15 protein-coding genes are annotated in these 13,910 nt (G+C 72.3%); 8 read left to right on the top strand and 7 right to left on the bottom strand.

Annotated features, from left to right (window positions below):
- Positions 1-95 precede the first annotated feature (95 nt).
- The 3 genes from ABD912_RS03890 to ABD912_RS03900 all read right to left on the bottom strand — a co-directional run bounded on the left by ABD912_RS03890 (position 96) and on the right by ABD912_RS03900 (position 2,942).
- On the bottom strand, positions 96-1,310 hold the full coding sequence (locus tag ABD912_RS03890; protein WP_345148610.1) for a pyridoxal phosphate-dependent aminotransferase: 1,215 nt from the start codon (positions 1,308-1,310) through the stop codon (positions 96-98).
- 76 nt (positions 1,311-1,386) lie between these two features.
- Entirely contained in the window at positions 1,387-2,364 is a 978-nt protein-coding gene (locus tag ABD912_RS03895) for an ABC transporter substrate-binding protein (protein WP_345148612.1), read from the bottom strand.
- A gap of 89 nt (positions 2,365-2,453) precedes the next feature.
- Positions 2,454-2,942: an NUDIX hydrolase gene (locus tag ABD912_RS03900; RefSeq protein WP_345148613.1), complete on the bottom strand. Its 489-nt coding sequence runs from the start codon at positions 2,940-2,942 to the stop codon at positions 2,454-2,456.
- Positions 2,943-3,046: 104 nt separating this feature from the next.
- Here ABD912_RS03900 and ABD912_RS03905 point away from each other — a divergent pair, with 104 nt between their 5' ends.
- The 5 genes from ABD912_RS03905 (at position 3,047) to ABD912_RS03925 (ending at position 8,174) form a co-directional block, all read left to right on the top strand.
- A complete protein-coding gene (locus ABD912_RS03905) occupies positions 3,047-3,544 on the top strand; it encodes an Lrp/AsnC family transcriptional regulator (RefSeq protein ID WP_345148614.1) in 498 nt (165 codons plus the stop codon).
- Between the two features lie 94 nt (positions 3,545-3,638).
- Positions 3,639-5,510, top strand: a complete 1,872-nt coding sequence (locus tag ABD912_RS03910) for a tetratricopeptide repeat protein (RefSeq protein ID WP_345148616.1) — start codon at positions 3,639-3,641, stop codon at positions 5,508-5,510.
- A 63-nt stretch (positions 5,511-5,573) separates the two neighbouring features.
- Positions 5,574-5,996, top strand: coding sequence for a hypothetical protein (locus tag ABD912_RS03915; protein ID WP_345148618.1), 423 nt, complete (start codon positions 5,574-5,576; stop codon positions 5,994-5,996).
- Positions 5,996-7,528 carry a sensor histidine kinase gene (locus ABD912_RS03920; RefSeq protein ID WP_345148619.1) on the top strand — a complete coding sequence of 511 codons (1,533 nt, stop codon included), beginning with the start codon at positions 5,996-5,998 and terminating at the stop codon, positions 7,526-7,528. The genes ABD912_RS03915 and ABD912_RS03920 overlap by 1 nt, the downstream gene beginning before the upstream one ends.
- The gene (locus ABD912_RS03925; RefSeq protein WP_345148621.1) at positions 7,506-8,174 is read left to right on the top strand and encodes a response regulator transcription factor; all 669 of its coding nucleotides are present in this window, start codon (positions 7,506-7,508) and stop codon (positions 8,172-8,174) included. Before ABD912_RS03920 ends, ABD912_RS03925 begins: the two co-directional genes overlap by 23 nt.
- 215 nt (positions 8,175-8,389) lie before the next feature.
- On the opposite strand, the gene ABD912_RS03930 is transcribed toward ABD912_RS03925, so the two are convergent.
- The 4 genes from ABD912_RS03930 to ABD912_RS03945 form a co-directional block, all read right to left on the bottom strand.
- Complete coding sequence (locus ABD912_RS03930; protein WP_345148622.1) at positions 8,390-8,830, bottom strand: hypothetical protein; 441 nt, start codon at positions 8,828-8,830, stop codon at positions 8,390-8,392.
- 115 nt (positions 8,831-8,945) lie between these two features.
- Complete coding sequence (locus ABD912_RS03935) at positions 8,946-10,199, bottom strand: phosphotransferase (RefSeq protein ID WP_345148624.1); 1,254 nt, start codon at positions 10,197-10,199, stop codon at positions 8,946-8,948.
- Between the two features lie 61 nt (positions 10,200-10,260).
- Entirely contained in the window at positions 10,261-11,097 is an 837-nt protein-coding gene (locus ABD912_RS03940; protein ID WP_345148627.1) for a hypothetical protein, read from the bottom strand.
- Between the two features lie 130 nt (positions 11,098-11,227).
- Positions 11,228-11,863: a GNAT family N-acetyltransferase gene (locus ABD912_RS03945; protein ID WP_345148629.1), complete on the bottom strand. Its 636-nt coding sequence runs from the start codon at positions 11,861-11,863 to the stop codon at positions 11,228-11,230.
- A gap of 95 nt (positions 11,864-11,958) precedes the next feature.
- Between ABD912_RS03945 and ABD912_RS03950 the strand changes: the two genes are divergently transcribed.
- The 3 genes from ABD912_RS03950 to cpaB all read left to right on the top strand — a co-directional run bounded on the left by ABD912_RS03950 (position 11,959) and on the right by cpaB (position 13,862).
- Positions 11,959-12,672 (top strand): 5-formyltetrahydrofolate cyclo-ligase, encoded by a 714-nt coding sequence (locus tag ABD912_RS03950; protein ID WP_345148631.1) that lies wholly within the window; start codon positions 11,959-11,961, stop codon positions 12,670-12,672.
- 144 nt (positions 12,673-12,816) lie between these two features.
- Complete coding sequence (locus tag ABD912_RS03955; RefSeq protein WP_345148633.1) at positions 12,817-13,041, top strand: FmdB family zinc ribbon protein; 225 nt, start codon at positions 12,817-12,819, stop codon at positions 13,039-13,041.
- 128 nt (positions 13,042-13,169) lie between these two features.
- Positions 13,170-13,862: a Flp pilus assembly protein CpaB gene (gene cpaB / locus ABD912_RS03960; protein ID WP_345148635.1), complete on the top strand. Its 693-nt coding sequence runs from the start codon at positions 13,170-13,172 to the stop codon at positions 13,860-13,862.
- Positions 13,863-13,910 lie beyond the last annotated feature (48 nt).

Here is a 13,910-nt window from a genome sequence, read left to right on the forward strand (position 1 = left end):
CCCTGCCCTCGCCGAACACCTGCCGACCACTATGCCACCGGGCAGTGTTGGTGGGCAGTGCCGTTGCAGGTCAGTGCCGGGGCCGGTGTTGCGGCTCAGTGCCGCAGGTCCTCCAGGAACTCGGCGATGCGTCCGACCGCGTCCTCGATGTCCCGCACCGCCGGCAGGGTCACCAGGCGGAAGTGGTCCGGGGCGATCCAGTTGAACGCGGTGCCCTGGCTGATGAGCATCTTCTGCTGCTTGAGCAGTTCCAGGGCGAACTTCTCATCGTCGCGGATCGGGTAGACCTCCGGATCCAGCTTCGGGAACAGGTACATGGCCCCGCGAGCCTGCTGGCAGCTCACGCCGGGGATCGCGTTGAGCAGGCGGAAGGCGGTGTCGCGCTGTTCCTTGAGCCGGCCCCCGGGCAGGATCAGGTCGTTGATCGACTGGTAGCCGCCCAGCGCGGTCTGGATCGCGTGCTGCGCCGGGACGTTGGCGCACAGGCGCATGTTGGTGAGCAGGTTGATGCCCTCGATGTAGTCCGTGGCCAGGTGCTTGGGCCCGGAGATCGCCAGCCAGCCGGCCCGGAAGCCGCAGACCCGGTAGGCCTTGGACAGGCCGGAGAAGGTCAGGATGAGCACGTCGTCGGCCAGCGAGGCCGTGTTGATGTGGACGGCGTCGTCGTAAAGGATCTTCTCGTAGATCTCGTCGGAGAAGACCACCAGGTTGTGCTTGCGGGCGATCTCCAGCATCCCCTCGAGGATGTGCTTGGGGTAGACCGCACCCGTGGGGTTGTTCGGGTTGATGATCACCAGGCCCTTGGTGTGCGGGGTGATCTTGGCCTCGATGTCCTCGAGGTCCGGCAGCCACCCCTCCTCCTCGACGTTGAGGTAGTGCACGGGGGTACCGCCGGCCAGCGAGACCGAGGCGGTCCACAGCGGGTAGTCCGGGGCGGGGATGAGCACCTGGTCGCCGTTGTTCAGCAGCGCGTTCAGGCTCAGCGTGATCAGCTCGGACACGCCGTTGCCGAGGTAGATGTCGTCGACGCCGATGGTCTGGATGCCGCGCGTCTGGTAGTACTGCGAGACGGCGGTGCGGGCGGAAAAGATGCCGCGGGAATCGCTGTAGCCCTGCGCCTGGGGCAGGTTGCGGATCATGTCCACCAGGATCGCGTCCGGGGCCTCGAAGCCGAACGGGGCGGGGTTGCCGATATTCAGCTTCAGGATGCGCTGGCCTTCGGCCTCCATGCGTTGCGCGTGCTCCAGCAGCGGACCCCTGATGTCATAGAGGACGTTATGGAGCTTCGTTGATTGCTTGAATTCCGGCATTTTCATAGCTTCTCACAGGGTGTGCGGTGGGTAGGGAAATGTGATCAATGAGACGTGGGCCACGGCCTGCCCCGCGCTAGGCGAAGCCGTTGCCCTTGAGCCAGTCGGAGGCCGCCTCGGCCGGGGTCAGCCGGGCGTCGCCGGAGACCGCGCGGTCCAGGTCCGTGAGGTCGTCGCTGCCCAGCTCCGCGGAGACCCGGTTCAGCACCTCCACCGCGTCCTGGCCGACCACCTTCGCGTTCACCACCGGCACCACCTGCTGAGCGGCGAACACCGTCTTCGGATCCTCCAGGGCCACCAGGCCCTGGTCCACGATGGCCGGTCGCGTCGCCGGCAGTTCCACCACGTCGACGCTGCCGGCGATGAGCGCCTGCACCGCCTCGCCGCCGTCGTCGGCGAGCGCCACGAAGGTGCCGGGCACGCACTCGTAGCCGGCTTCCAGGCCGGGCAGGCCCTGCGCGGAGGTGCGGAACCCGGCCGGGGCCCCGAGCGTGAGCTTGCCGCAGGAGGGCGCCAGGTCGCTGAGGTTGCGGGCGTCGTACTGTTCCGCGGTGGCGGCGGTCGCCACTAGGGCCGAGTGGCTGTCGGCCGCGGCCGGGGTGAGCAGGGCCAGGTCCTCCGGCAGGGCCTGGCGCAGCGCCTGCAGGACGGAGTCGGCGGTGGTGGCGGTGGACGTGGCATCCAGGTCCCGCAGCAGCGCGCCGGTGCGGCCGGGGGCCACGTCGGCGAACCCGCTGGAAACGGCGTGGGCCAGCCCGGCCTCGGCCGTCGCGTCCGTGACCGTGGCCTCGATGCCGGCGGCGTTCAGCGCGCCGGCGTAGATCTCCGCCACGGCGCGGCCCTCGTCCGTGTCCGCGGAGGTGACCAGCAGGCGCTTCTCGGTGGTCGGATTGCTCACCACCGGGGAGTCCGGGACGAACGGGGCGGGGCCGCTGCAGCCGGCCAGGGCCATCACCGCGGCCAGCAGCACCGCGGGCCCGGCCAAGGCGGGGACCCTGGCGGCAGCCGGGTGGCGGGCGGTCCGGGCGTGGGAAGTCCGGGAATGCGGGGTCACGGGGTTGCTCCTGTGGGGATGTGCCGGGGTGAGCGAACGGGCTGAGTCTTGGCGAAGGGTATCCGGGCGAAGGGCGTGCCGGGATGGGGTCAGCGGGCGCCGTGGCGGGCGCCGCCACGGGCACGGTAGAGCTCCAGCGCCTCGTCGACACGGTCCACCCGGTCGATCCGGTCCAACTCATCGAGCGGGAACCACCGGGCTTCCGACGTCGAGCCGTCGTGTTCGAAGGCGAGTTCGCCGCCCACCACCTCCGCCTCGTAGAGCACCGCAACGGTCTGCAGGGCCCGGCCGGTGGCGTGCAGGCGCTTGTGTGCCGGGATGTGTCCGGACACGACGCCCAGCAGCTCGCGGAGGCGGACCTCGTAGCCGGTTTCCTCCGCCAGTTCGCGCACGGCGCCGTCCTCGATGGTTTCCCCCAGTTCCACGCCGCCGCCGGGCAGCGTCCAGCGCGGACGGAAAGCCGGGTCCGTGGCGCGCATGTCCCAGAGCGCCAGCAGGATGTGGCCGTCGCGGACCACGACGCAGTAGGCCGCCAGCCGGGTGTCGAACTCGGGGCGCGGGGCGGGTTTTGCGGTCATTGGTCCAGCCTACCTGCGTGCCCGTCCGCACGCCGGTCCCCTGCCCGTCCTCGCACCGGCCCGCCAACGTGTCCGCGGCTGGTTCCTGTGGTGGAATAGCGACTATGTCAGCCTCCGAGCAGCCCTCCGTCCCCCTCGACGCCGTCGACCGCCGCATCCTGTCGGAACTGCTGGCCGATGCCAGGATCAGCAACGCCGCCCTGGCCCAGCGTGCCGGCATCGCCCCCTCCACGGCGCTGCTGCGCACCCGCCAGCTGGTGGAGCGCGGGATCATCGAGGGCTACCACGCCGAGCTGAACCTCTCCGCCGTCGGCCGCGGCGTGCAGGCGCTGATCGCGGTCAAGCTGCGGGTGCACGACCGGGACAAGATCGACCGCTTCACCGCCGAGGTGCCGCAGCTGCCGGAGGTCCTTTCGATGTTCCACGTTTCCGGGGGCACCGACTACCTGCTCCACGTGGCCGTCGCCTCCACGACGGCGCTGCGGGACTGGGTGCTGGACCACCTGGCCACGGACGGCGCCGTCGGGCACACCGAAACCACCCTGGTGTTCGAGCACTTCAAGGGCCAGTCCGGCCCGCTGCTGCCCGAGGGCGCGGACTAGGGCCAACGGCGCGGGCCCGAAGGCGTGGGCGGCAGGGCCAGGGCGTAGGCTGGAGGCCAGCCACCCACCCGGCGATCCTCGAGGAGGCGCCCCGTTGTCCGCACTGGCCGAGCGTTTGCACGGCATCCTGAACCGTCCCCAACCGAGCCCGTTCCTCTCCCCCGACGACCCGCGCGGCTGGCTGGAGCTTGCCTACGACCGCGCCTACGCCGAAGACCACGACGGCGCGGTGCGTGCCGCGGAGGCCGGGATCGCCGCCGATGGCGCCGATGTCGAGGCGCAGCTGTCCCTGTGGGGCGTTGCCGCCTCCGTCCACCACCTCGCCGATCGGGACGAGGAAGCCCTGGAGTGCGCGCGCCGGCGCGTGGAGCTGCTGCGCCGCCTCGGCCGGAACCACCAGGCCGACCTCGAGGAGGACCTCGGCAGCCTGCTCTTCCGCGAGCCGCGCCCGGAGGAGGCGCCGCTGCTGGAAGCCGCGCTGGCCACCCACTCCGCCGCCGGCGCCAGCGCCGCGGTCCTCGCGGACATCCGCCTCCCTTTGGCGGTGTGCCGCGTGGAGGCCGGCGACGATACGGCCCTGGAGGACCTGGAGCTGTGCGCTGAGGACTACCGGGCCGGCGGACGCACCGAAAGCCTGGCCGGCGCCCTGCTGTACCTGGCCCACCACTACGCCCGTGCCGGCCGCTTCCAGGAGGCCCTGGAAAAGTCGGACGAACTGCTGGGACTTCCGGTGAACCGGGCCATGCGTGCGGCCGTGTGGATGGTGCGTGCCACCGGACACAGCGAACTGGGCAATCCCCTGGAGGCCGAAGGCAGTGCCGTCGAGGCGCTGGACCTGTACGCGGCGGCAGGGGTGCGGCGCGGTGCGGTCTCCGCCGCGGCCCTGGTGGCCAACATCGCTTCCCAGGCCGAGGACCAGGAGGCTGCCGTGCTTGCGTGGCGCATCGCGGTCCAACAGGCCGAACTCGGCGAGTTCGGTGAGGTCTGGGCGGTGCGCATGGGCCTGGGCAACCAGCTGCTGGAGGCCGGCGAATACCTGCTCGCCGAGGAGGTCCTGGAACATCTGGCCGGCTGGCTGGAGCAGGCCGGCCGGCCTGCCGACCAGGCCCGCACGCTTATGTCGCTGGGGCACTGCCTGCGCCATCAGGAGCGCGAAGGCGAGGCGCTCGCCGCCTGGGAGCGGGCCAGTGCCCTGTTCGCCGCCGCGGACCTGCCCGGCGAGGCCTCCCGTGCCCTGATGTCTGCCGGCACCCTGCTGGCCCGCGAAGGCCGCGACGGCGAAGGGCTGAAAAGCTTCGAGCGGGCGGTCGCGTGGGCCCGCCGTGCCGGGGAGGACGATCCGGCGGCGTTGCCGCAGGCGCTGCATGCGTTCGGCCATGCGCAGTGCGAGGCCGGCGACGCGGACGGGCTCGCCACGCTGGACGAGGCCATCCGCCTGGCTGACGAGCACAACGCCGAATGGCACTCGGCGGATTTCCGCGACACCCGCGCGCGCAGCCTGTGGCTGCTCGGGCATGGCCGGGAGGCGGTGTCCGCGGCGCTGGAGGCGGCGGACCTGTACCGGGACGCGGACGATCCGGACGGCAGCGGCAACGCCGAACTGTTCGCCGCCCAAGTGCTGTTCGAAACGGGGCAACTGGACCAGGCGTCCCGCGTGTTCCGGCTGATCGCGGAGGAACACCGGGGCAGCCCCGCCCACCACCATGCCGCGCAGCGGGGACTGTCCGAGGTCCTGGACGCCATGGGGCTGCGGGTGCAGGCCGAGGAGGCCCGCGCCGCTGCCGACGCGGCGCTGGATGCCGCAGATCCTGACGCGGACCCCGAGGGCGCGGATTCCGAGGGCGAGGACTCCCGGGAAGGGGGTCCCGAAGTCGGGGCTCCCCAGGAGGGGGGTCCTGCCGCGCAGGACAAGGCCGGAGGCGCGGACGACGCCGGGAACGCGCAGGGCGATGCCCCCCGCAGCTAGGACCGGGAACCGTTCCGGCGGGTTCTCATGTTCGTCTCATGGGGTGGCCCTTTAATGTCTCGCATGTCCTCCTCACGTCCGACGCGCCGCCCCCTCCGCATCATGCTCGCGGTGCTCGTGCTGGCCGTGCTCGGGGCCGTGGGCGCCCTCGTGGCCAGCACGCTGGTGGCCGCGCGTCCCGTCGACCTGGGTCCCGGCGTCGTGCTGCACGACGACGCCGCGGGCAGCGCCCCCGCGACCGATCCCTCCCCGGCCTCCACGGACGGCGCCCCCTCCGAAGGCCCGTCCACGGAGCCGGCGCCCGCCACGCAGTCCCCCACACGGTCCCCCGCGGCACCGACGCGGACCGCGTCCGCACCGGTGGTGCCCGCCCCGCCGTCGTCGTACGACGACGATGACGACGACGACGACGCGTCCGACGACTCGGATGACGATGACCACGCTGACGACGATGGCCCGGAACGCGAATCGGAGGACGACGACTGATGGTCCGACGCTTGAGGGCGCCGGGCTTCAGGGTTCCGGGCCGCCTCGCCGGGCCCGGCCGCGGGGCCAGCTCCGTGGCCGGACGCATCCTCGGATCCATGCTGCTGCTCTCGCTGCTGACCCTGCTGGTGGCCGGCGGCACGTCCTACGGCATCCTGCGCAGCCAAGCCTCCGCGCGCATCGACGACGCGCTCAGCCGGACGGTGAGCGAGTTCCGGGTGCTCTCCGCCAGCTCGGTGGATCCCGCCACCGGTGCGCCCTTCGTCCGCGCCGAGGACCTGGTCTACGTCGCCATGCAGCGCACGCTGCCCGCCGCCAACGAGGGAATGATGGCCCTGGGCCCCGCGGACGTGCGGTGGGTGGCTCCCGAATCGGTGTCCCTGCGCCCCGAAGCGGACCGGCAGCTGCTCGACGGGCTGCTGTCCGAGGCGGTGCCGGAACGCGTCGTGTTGCGGACCCTGTCCACCGGCACCACCACCTACCGCCTGGCCGTGGTCCCGGTGCAGCTGGCCGACGACGCGGCCGCCATGCGCTACGTGGTGGTGTTCGACCTCAGCGCCGAACTGGGCGCCCTGGGCCGCACGCACCTGGTCTTTATGGCCGCGGGCCTGGCGGCGCTGGCGCTGTCCGCCGTGCTGGGCTGGATGCTGGTGGCACGGCTGCTGGCCCCGCTGCGGGAGATGCGGCGGACGGCCGAAGCGATCTCCGAACACGACCTGGGACAGCGCCTGGAAGTGCGCGGCAACGACGACCTCGCGGACCTCTCGACCACCTTCAACCACATGCTGGACCGGCTGGGCAACGCGCTGCGCTCCCAGCGGCAGCTGCTGGACGACGTCGGCCACGAGCTGCGCACTCCCATCACGATCGTCCAGGGCCACCTGGAGCTGCAGGACGCCACGGACCCTCACGATGTCGAACAGACCCGCGCCATCGCCCTGGACGAGCTGGACCGGATGGGCCTGCTCGTGGACGATCTGGTCATGCTTGCCAAGGCTGACCGCTCCGACTTCGTGGCACCTGTCCCGGTGGAACTGGACGTGCTCATCGACGACGTGCTGGACAAGGCCCGCGGCCTGGGCGACCGGCGCTGGATCGTGGAGCGGCGCGCCCACGGGACCGCGGAACTGGACCCGCGCCGGATCGAACAGGCCATGCTGCAACTGTGCCAGAACGCGGTGAAGTTTTCCGCCGCCGGGAGCACGGTGGCCCTGGGCTGCGGGCTGCACGCGGGCACCGTGCGCCTCTGGGTGCGCGACGAAGGCATCGGCGTCCTACCCGAGGACCGGGCTGCCATCTTCGACCGCTTCGCCCGCGGCAGCAACGGCCGCCGCGCCGAGGGCTCCGGGCTGGGGCTGACCATCGTGCGGGCGATCGCCGGCGCGCACGGCGGCACGGCCGGCGTCGAATCGCGGCCCGGCGCCGGTTCGACGTTCTTCATCGACCTTCCGCTGCGCGGGTTCGGACCCGCGCCGGACGAGACAGACCACACCGGCAACGAGGAGGCCCATGAGCCAGATCCTGATCATTGAGGACGAGGAGCGGATCGGCTCCTTCATCGCCAAGGGCCTGCGCGCCGCGGGGTTCTCCCCCACCATTGCGGGCAGCGGCCGCGAGGGCCTGGTGCTGGCGCAGACCGGGGACTTCGAGCTGGTGGTGCTGGACCTGGGGCTGCCGGACCTGGACGGCTTCGAGGTGCTCCGGCGGATCCGGGACGGGCACAACACCGTGCCCGTCATCATCCTCACGGCCCGCACCAGCGTCGACGACACGGTCGCCGGATTCGAACGCGGCGCCGACGACTACATGCCCAAGCCGTTCCGCTTCGAGGAGCTGCTGGCGCGGGTGCGCCGGCGGCTGCGCACCGACGCCAACGGCGCGGACCTGGCGGTGCTGGGGCACGCGGGGCTGTCCCTGGACCTGCGCGCGCGGCGGGCCAGCGTGGACGGGCGCGAGGTGGACCTCTCGGCGCGTGAGTTCGCCCTCGCCGAGGCCTTCCTGCGCAACCCCGGCCAGGTGCTCAGCCGCGAGCAGCTGCTCTCCCGGGTGTGGGGCTACGACTTCGACCCGTCCTCGAACGTGGTGGACGTCTACGTGCGCTACCTGCGCAACAAGCTCGGAGCCGAGCGCATCGAAACCGTGCGCGGGATGGGATACCGCCTCGCCGCCAAGGCCTAGGCGGCAGGGACGGCTCCTCAAGGATCGCCGGCCGGGCCAACCGTGGCGACCTTTTCGACAAACCATCCTGCCCCTGACCCACGTTTGGCCAAAGGTTGCTGCTGGGTTCAAGGTTGAAACCCAGCGACAAGCTTTGGCCAAACGGTTGGGGAGTGCGTTTTCCTTTGTCCAAACGCCCGCGGCCGAATTCGCTTCCGGCCGGACGCTATGCGCGGCTAGGCCGCGCTGGCGGCGGAGGGCGCCGTCGCGGCCGTTGCCGCGGACACCGGGCTCGCCGGCGTCGCCGGGCTGGCGGCCGTGCCCGGGGTGACGGGCGAGGCGGGGGTCACCGGCGACGCGGCGGTCACGGGCGACGCCGGCGTGACGGGCGACGCGGCGGTCACGGCGGATGCGGGAGTGGCCGGGGTGGCGGCCGAGGCGCCGCGCTCAGTGAAGTCATCAACGTTCACCGCGCCCGGGTCCGCCGTGGCTGAGGTCCCGACCGCGGCCGCGGTGTCCGTTCCGGCGGTGTTTGCCGCGGTGCGCTCGACGGTGCTTTCGACCGTGCTCGGCGCGGTTCCCGATGCTGCCGTGCCCGTGTCCGCGGCTGCCGCGCCCGCGCTCACGGCAACAACGCCAAGCGCGCCGGTCACTGCCCAGAATTTGCGGTTGATCATGATCTTTCCTTCCGGTTGGGCCCTGGGGGCGTCTACGTCCCCCAGTGTTCGCCAGCCGTATGAGAACAAAAGGAAACGCTCATGAGAGGGTTCTCATGCGGCGCGCCCCGAGGCGTTAGCCGACCCGTCCCAGCAGCTCCTCGGCGGCCGCGAGCCGGGCCAGCGCCGACGGCTCCCAGCCCGGTATCCCCGGAGTCCGTGCTCCGGCCACCAGGGAAACCGCCACGGCCGCGGACCGGGCCCACAGCCCGCGCGGGTCCACGGTCCGCCCGAACGCCGCACCGAAGTGCTCCAGCCCCGCACCGGCGTGGACGTACCGGGAATCCACCGCGGGCAGCACGGCGAGGTGGCCCAGGAAGCAGGCCAGGTCATCCACGCGGTGGCCCGGACCCACCGCATCGACGTCCAGCAGCCCGGACACCCGTGGCCCGTCCATAAGCAGGTTGGCCTCGTAGAAGTCGCCATGGCTGGGAACCAGCGGGCCCCGGTCCGCGGCCTGGAGGACCGCTTCGATGCGCCCGCGCAGCTTGTCGATGCGGTCCGCCGCCACGGGCAGGGCCGAGATCGCAGCGTCCGCATAGCGGCCCAGCCGGTCGCTCCACGCGGGACGGGCCTCCAGCCCCAGCGCCGCGGCCGGCAGGCCGTCCAGCAGCGCCAGGAAGACGGCAGGATCAAGCGAGGTGCCGCCGTCGTGCAGGATGCGGCGGGACAGCGGTTCCCCGGGCGCCTCGGCCAGGGCCAGGACATCATCGACCGGGTCGCCGAGCGGCGGCGGGACCGGCAGTCCGGCGGCGAGCAGCAGGAGGTGGCGCGCCTGCAAGGCGGCGGCCTGGCCCGGGCGCAGCACCTTGAGGTAGACGTTGCGGCGGTCCACCACCGGGCCGGGGGTCGCAAACACCGCACGCAGCACCGCCCGGCGCAGCGGACGGTAGGCCACCGTTTCCAGCCGTTCGAGCCGTTCACCCCGTCCCCACAGGCCGCTCAGGCGGTCCGGGTCGCATGCCAGCGGCAGGCCGGGCAACCGCGGATCGTGCGGGTGCCGCCAGGCCGTGACCACCAGCGGCTCGGTGGGCCGGCGGGCCCCCGCCAGCAGGTCCTCGGCCTGTTCGGCCGGAATCTCGATGCGCACCGATCCGCCGTTGCCGGCACGCCGTTCGGTGCTCAGGCCAACGAACTCCGCCCCGATCGAGGGCGGAAGCTCATAGAGCGCGCTGACCCCGGCACCCGGGCGGTGCTGGAGCTGGACCTGAAGCGGCCGGTCCGGTCCGGCGAACCCGTCCAGGCCCACGGCGGCGGCCACAAGATCGTGGCCGTGGGCGGCGAAGAGCGCCAGCTGCAGGGTCTCGGACCATCCGTGGGCGCGGCTCACTGGGTGCCCGCCCGGCGGGTGCGCACCCTGTCCGGGCCCGTGGGGGCCGTACGCACCATCGCTAGGCGCGTCGGCGCTGCAGGACGGCGTCGAGGTTGATGCGGCCGGTGGCCGGTGACGCGCCGTCGGACCGTGCGCCCGAAAGTTCGGTGACGTTGACGACGTTCGGCTGTGCCGCCTGCGCGGCCGCGCGGGTGTCCTGAAGGATGCTGGTCACGCCGGAGGGCTTTTTCTCCTCGTCCGCCGGCAGCGGGGCCGGCTCTGGGCGTTCGGCCTTGGCCGCGCCCATGTAGGTCGGCAGCGGAACCCCGACCGGTTCCCAGGTCTTGGCGGCGGGAGCCTCCACGGATGCCGCGACGCGGCGGGCCTCCGCGCGCAGCTCCTCGAGGGTGGGTGCCGGCGCGGGCTCGGCCGCGGGCTCCACGTCGAACACCTCGGACTGGGTCCGGCGGACCGGGGCCGGCGGGTCCGGGGTGCTCATGGCCTCGGCGAAGACGGCTTCCATCCGGGCCAGCGCCTTGCGGCGCCGGTCGCGCACGGCGAAGGAGCGCAGCCCGGCGAAGCTGGCCGCGAGCACCACCAGCGCGACGCCGGGCACTCCGGCACCCACGGTCCCGAAGAGCGCCAGCGGTGCGCACACCACCAGAACGACGACGGCGGCCAGCCCGGCAAGCGCGACGGCCAGGCGCCCGGTTCGGATCCGCGCGGGGGCGGCCGGGGCGTGGATCCGCGGGGCTTCGGCTGGCATGTGGTTCCTCCGTTGGTGGCCGCTGGTGTCCGTGGCCGGTTCGTTGCGCGACGGCTTGGTTCCCCTATTGAACAGGCTGGGGACGATGAAGGCGAGCAGCAGTCCGAGCATGGCCACGAAGACCACGGAGCTCTCGACTTGTACGTCCACAATCACCAACTTAAGGGCGTATGCATTCCGCCTGCGGCATTTGTCCCGGTGTGTCTGTGGCCTCCACGGGAAATCCGCTGATTCTCCTGCCCGACAAGGTGTTTTCGGCGCCTTTCGGGGTTCCGGAGGTTCAGTTGCGCAGCGGCTCCCCGCGGGACGCGAGCCAGCGCGGCAGCAGCCCTCCGGCGGCTTCCTCGGCGGTCAGGGCGAAAGTGCGGTGGTCGGCCCAGGCGCCGTTGATGTGGAGGAATTTGCGGCGCAGGCCCTCGTCGCGGAATCCCAGCTTCTCCACCACGCGCAGGCTGGGTCCGTTTTCCGGGCGGATGTTGATTTCCATCCGGTGCAGGCCCAGGGCTTGGAAGCAGTGGTCGGTGGCCATGGCCACCGCCGTCGGCGCCAACCCGTGGCCCGCCCGGGACCGGTCCACCCAGTAGCCCAGCGAGGCGCCGAGCGCGGCACCCCACACGATGCCGGACACCGTGAGCTGCCCGGCCATCACCGGCTGGCGGCGGCTCGGTTCACGGACCGCAATGACCCAGGGCAGCGCCTGCCCCGCCCTCGCCTGCGCCTTCAGGGACGCCACCATGCCGCGGTAGGTGGGCGGGGGTGCTTGGGGGTCCGGCGAGGTGGCCTCCCACGGCCGCAGCCAGTCGGCGTTGCGGCGGCGAAGGTCCTCCCACTCGTCGTGGTCGCGGTAGCGCAGGGGACGCAGGAGCAGGTCCCCGCACTCAAGCGTCACAGGCCAGATCCCCGCACCGGTCACCATGGGTCACAGCTTAGCGCCACGGCGTCCCAGCGGTTGGCTCCCGGCGTTTGGGCCCTTGCGGTGGGGTCCTTGCGGTGGGGTCCTAGCATGGTGGGGTGGAACACCTTAGCGAAGACCAGGACCAAACCGCCGGCCGCGGCACGGAGCCGGGCATCGGCGGGACGGCGGACCGCGGAACGGCGAATCGGAGTCCGGCGCTGGAGAAGATGGACAAGGAGCACGCCCGCGCCACCTACCGCGGGTTGCGCCGGGCCCTTTCTCCCGCCGAGCGCCTGGGGCAGGCCGACGCGCTCGGTGGCCACCTGTTGCCGTGGCTGGCCGGACGCGCCGCGGGCGGTACCGTGGCCGGCGTCGTGTCCTACGGCGCGGAACTGCCGACGGCGGGGCTGCTGGCCGCGCTGCACGGGGCCGGGCATCGCGTGCTGGTGCCCATCTGCGAACCCGAGCGGCGGCTGTCCTGGGCGGACTGGTATCCGGACGTGCCGATGCAGCGGTGCGCGGTGGCGCCCATCGACGAACCGGCGGGGCCGCGGTTCGGGGCCGAAGTCATGGACGGCGCCGACGTGGTGCTGGTCCCCGCGCTGGCGGTGGACCGCGACGGCGCGCGGCTGGGCCAGGGCGGCGGCTACTACGACCGCTTCATCGCCTCGCTGGACCGGCTGGACCGCCGCCCGGTGCTGCTGGCGATGGTGTATGCGCACGAGTTCGTGCCGGCCGGAACGTTCGAATACCACATGCTGGACCGGAAGGTGGACGGGGTGGTGACCGCGGACGGGTTCACGTGGTTTTCCCCACGCCCGGGCCATTGATGTAGAATTGGCACTCTGGGGGTTGGAGTGCCAGCACCACGTGCCCGAACGCGCGGTTTCAAAACGCGCGGTTCCCGCATGTGGTCCGGCACAGGTCCCGGTGCGCCGGGCTCCCCCGACCAGCAACCTTCCGAAAGGGAACCCATGCCAACGTACGTGTACTCCTGCAAGGACTGCGACCACGCGTTCGAGACCGTCCAGTCCTTCAACGAGGATTCGCTGACCGTCTGCCCCGAATGCGGCGGCGTCCTGCGCAAGAAGTTCAACAGCGTGGGCGTTGTGTTCAAGGGCTCGGGCTTCTACCGCACCGATTCGCGGGGATCGTCCTCCTCGACCGCCCCGGCCGCGGCCAGCTCCGCCGCCAGCTAGGCGGCGAGGGCCCCGCGCCGAGCGCCAGCCCTCCACAGCTTTGCCTCCCCGCCGCGGCGGAGAGGGGCCGTCCACATTCCCGGAGTGTGGGCGGCCTTTCGCATGCCCGGCGTGCGGTACTGGGAGGCATGAGGAAGCCGCCCCGTTCCCGCCTTCCGCGCCCCGCCGGGGCGCAGGATCCACCCCACCGGCGAACCGGGCGCGAGTTGCTGGCGGTGTACCGCCGCCCGCTGTCCGCCTGCCTGGCCGCGCTTTCCGTGGCCTGCGCCCTGTCGGCCCTCGCTCCCGAACACGTTCCCACCCGCACGGTGGTGGTCGCGGCGCGGGACCTCCCCGCCGGGCACGCGCTCGCCGCCTCCGATCTGGCACTGCGGGTGCTGGCCTCCGCGGCGTTGCCTTCGGACGTTGCCGGCGATGCCGGCGAGGTCGTCGGCGGGCGCCTGGCCGTGCCGCTGAGGTCCGGGTCGCCCGTGGCCGTGGCCTCTCTGGTGGGGCCGGGGCTGCTCACCGGCGCCCCGCCGGGAACGGTGGCCGTCCCGGTCCGCCCCAGCGACGCGGAGACGGTCTCGCTGCTCTCGCCCGGCCAACTGGTCGATGTGGTGTTGAGCACCGGGAACGGCTACGAGCAGCCGGTCGAGTCCGCGGTGATCGCCTCGGCCCTGCCGGTGCTGTGGACCGGCGACGCGGCGTCCGACGGCGGCTGGCTGGGCGGGGAAAGTCCGGCCGGGATGGTCGTGCTCGCCGCATCGGCGGCGGAATCGGCCGTGCTGGCCGGTGCCGCCAGCCGGGGCCGGATCTTCCTGGTGCTCGTAGCTGGGTGAAGGGCTAGCTGGGTGAAGGGCTAGCTGGGTGAAGGGACGGCCGGCTGG

The sequence above is a fragment of the Arthrobacter ginkgonis genome (genome assembly GCF_039540195.1).
GTDB lineage: Bacteria > Actinomycetota > Actinomycetes > Actinomycetales > Micrococcaceae > Zafaria > Zafaria ginkgonis.